Annotated in this window: 3 protein-coding genes; 2 read left to right on the forward strand and 1 reads right to left on the reverse strand. The window is 48.9% G+C overall.

The window, feature by feature from the left end:
- Nucleotides 1–490: Rpn family recombination-promoting nuclease/putative transposase (locus MA04_RS21590; protein ID WP_262462816.1), on the reverse strand; the 490-nt coding region annotated here is incomplete at its 3' end.
- Nucleotides 491–1,215: 725 nt separating this feature from the next.
- Here MA04_RS21590 and MA04_RS21595 point away from each other — a divergent pair.
- The gene (locus tag MA04_RS21595; protein WP_262462817.1) at nt 1,216–1,890 is read left to right on the forward strand and encodes a hypothetical protein; all 675 of its coding nucleotides are present in this window, start codon (nt 1,216–1,218) and stop codon (nt 1,888–1,890) included.
- A 203-nt stretch (nt 1,891–2,093) separates the two neighbouring features.
- A complete protein-coding gene (locus MA04_RS21600) occupies nt 2,094–2,768 on the forward strand; it encodes a hypothetical protein (RefSeq protein ID WP_262462818.1) in 675 nt (224 codons plus the stop codon).
- Nucleotides 2,769–3,281: the final 513 nt, after the last annotated feature.

Genomic DNA, 3,281 nt, shown 5'->3' on the forward strand with positions numbered 1-3,281 from the left:
CCAGATCAAAAGCGCCTTGGTCCAAAAGCAGAAAAGCCTGCTCTGGCTGAAGTCCCGCAAACTCCGCCGGGCCTGGCTGAATCAAATTCCGGACATGAATCGGAGCCCGCCAACGGGATTCTCCATTATACAGTACGACTGGCAGAACGGAGGGGAGCTTCTGGTTGTCATCCAGCTCATGGCGGCGAATCAGGTCCTGGTACAACAATCCGGTGTAGGTATGAACCCGTACCGGCATAAACCGCTCCACGGTGGATTGAAATTCCAGCAGCAGATAGAGATGAACCCTGTCCCGTCCCCATCGCACCCGCCAGACCGCGTCATCGTGACGACTGCGGAGATCATCACTGACATAGCTGCCGTTCATCTTTTCCAGGGAATCCAGGTCGAGTTTCCTGAGCCACTCTCCGGAGACGAATCCCTCAAGAAAATCCCTGACCATCCTCGGGTGAGAGAACAGCAGCTTGTAACCGGTATCGTGATCCATCATGCCCCCTTCCACATCACCGGGGCAGTATGGCGTGGAGACGAAGACGGGTCTGTCAGCCCTGACGGAAAACACTGTCGGCGGAAAGACACGGGTAGTGTAGAAAAACCTCCCACTCGAATAGCACACCACCTCACTACAAAGCCGCTGTAGGAGCTTGCCTGCAAGCGAATAACCGCCGCTCCTTCACCACACAACCCCTCCCCAGGCCATCTCCGCCCTTATGGCTCCACACTCGCTCCTCAACCACAGCCCCCACTGTGGGAAGCTTGCTAGCAAGCGAATAACCGCCGCTCCGTCATCTCTCAAACATCCCAGCAGCCAACCACAACCACCTTCGCCAACCGTTTTAGCCCAAATAATAATTACCCCAGAAGTCCCTGCAACTTCTGGGGTAATTAAAATTCCCGAAAAGATCCAATAAATACCCCAGAAGTTCCCCAAAAATGGCGCAGAAGTGAAAGGTTAAGTGTTTGATTTTGAAAGGGTCTTTTCTGTTACATAAATAAAGTCTGGTTTGCATCTGAATTTACTTTGGTTATGGATTGTTAATTTTTTTAGAGTTGGTACGGTCGTAATGGCTTGGCTTCAAGGAAGGTCCGTAAGGGCTGAGTAGGGCGCTTCAGCGAAGCGTGGGAACAAAGCAGTAAGGCAGCCGAGGGTCGCCTTGAGCTTGGCGGGAAATAACAAATATTCCTCATGTGAAATGGAAATAAAGGAGAAAGATTATGAAAGCGAAAATCATCATGTTGTCGGCACTGGGTGCTGTGTCATTTGGGCTGACTCAGGCTGCTAGTGCACATTGGACTAATGGGGCCTGTGTCTCTGGTACGGCGCCTTGTATCGAGTGGAATGATAATAATTTAACAGGCCCCAAACACTTTAACGGGACGGGATCTGATAATAATGTTTGGCACGGGCACCCTAATGGTGGTGACTTTTCCTTTGCCGGCACCACCGTGTTGAGTTGCCCGGGCTTGCCGTCGATCGAGTGTACGCTGACTCTTGAGGGGGAAGTTAAGAAGTTTAATGATGGACAAGATTGGAGAGTCGGGATTCGAGTAAACAATAGCACGATAACCGGTGGGCTACTGTGTGGCGTCGTGAGCGTTGGTGGCTTCCCATGGTACGCAGATGAAACTAGTGAAGATGACGTCTTCGATGAAGACTCAGGTATCGTTTGGCCTGGATCCCTTATTGGTAATTTCGGAAACATAGATGTTTCGGTATTTGGAGGAGCTGTTGCTTCAAACACGCATATTCATGATGTTACCTACAACAATACCGATACCTTTAGCTTCAATGGTAATCTATTTGAGAATGGAACGGAGGTTGATACTGGTTGTAGTGTGGTGGGAGATCTTGAATTGCAGCCCACCAGTGAAACTTTGTCTATTAATTAAAGATAGTCCCTATGGGCTGCCTTATGGCAGCCCTTTTTTTATGCCTGCTATGTGCTGATTTATTTTTTTATTTAAAGGAGCATTATCGGAGGAGAAGTGGCGGGCAACAAGTTACAAAAAAACAGTATCGTATTCGGGTTTGGAATTGGTCTGGCAGGAAATAAAGGTGCTTCTGTTAACAAGTTAAATTAAGGGAATGAAATATGAAAGATAAGATGACTATTTTTTTAGTGTTGTCGGCAGCAGTATTTGGTCTGACTCAATCTGCTATTGCAGGCTGGGATTCTGGCTCCTGCTCTGGGGGCGGTCCTGAGCCGTGTGTTGAATGGAGTGACGGAACTAGCACTTACCACTTTAATGGCAGCGGTGATCATGATAATGGTTGGCATGGGCATCCTACAAGAGGAGGTGATTTCTCTTTCGTGGGCAGTACTATATTGAATTGCCTTGGTTTGCCGACATATGAATGCACTCTGGCGCTTGACGGAGAGATTCAAAAGTTTAGCGATGGACAAGATTGGCGGATAGGCATTCGGGTAAATAACGCTGAGCTAACGGGCGGACTTTGGTGTGGAGCTACGAGCTTTTCCGGATTTCCGTGGTTCGCTTCTGATGTTAACGAGCATGCTACTTTCAATGTCACTTCGGGAATTGTGTGGCCGGGGTCTCTTATCGGCAACTTCGGAGACATAGATATGTCTGTGCTTGGAGTAAGTGTCGCATCTGGCACCCACATCCACAATGTTACATATGATAATGCTGAAACCTTTAGCTTTAATGGAAACTTCTTTGAAAATGGAACAGAGGTTGATACGGGGTGTAGCGTAGTTGGTGACCTCGAACTGCAACCAAGCACTGATACTTTGTCTATTAATTAAAAGTCTTGGGTCTGCTAAGCCTCCTTGCCTGAACGTCAGCGCGCAGGCGATGGAGGCGATCGCGTGCTTCTGGCTAATGTGAGCTGGAGCGAATAGAACCTAGCGGCAGCGCTTCGGTCATTACGTTGAGCAACGTAATGTGTATATGTGCAGTCGGAAGACCGAGCAAGTAATGGTCTTTGGAGGTCCTGTCGCAATGAACGCTAACGAATCGAAGAAGAGATAGCGAAGGTGCTCTGCCGCAAGCTCTTGAGCTGTGCCCCGTAGAAGAAGCGGGAAGAAGGCGTAATACAGCAATTTGAACGAAAAGTAATATAAATCAAAATGGCGAGATGGGCAATGACTTGCCGCCATGCTGAGCCCCGGCGAACTATATGGTAGTTTAGTCGATCTGGGACTGGCGAGAGCTGGATTAAATGGGTGGGCTCCGGTTGTGAGTCAAGCAGTGGGGATGAAGTAAAGGCAGCCTGCCGAGAATCACGGTAAGCGTCCGGTAATCCCACCTTGTCAGGC

The sequence above is a fragment of the Alloalcanivorax balearicus MACL04 genome, from assembly GCF_025532145.1.
Taxonomy (GTDB): Bacteria; Pseudomonadota; Gammaproteobacteria; order Pseudomonadales; family Alcanivoracaceae; genus Alloalcanivorax; species Alloalcanivorax balearicus.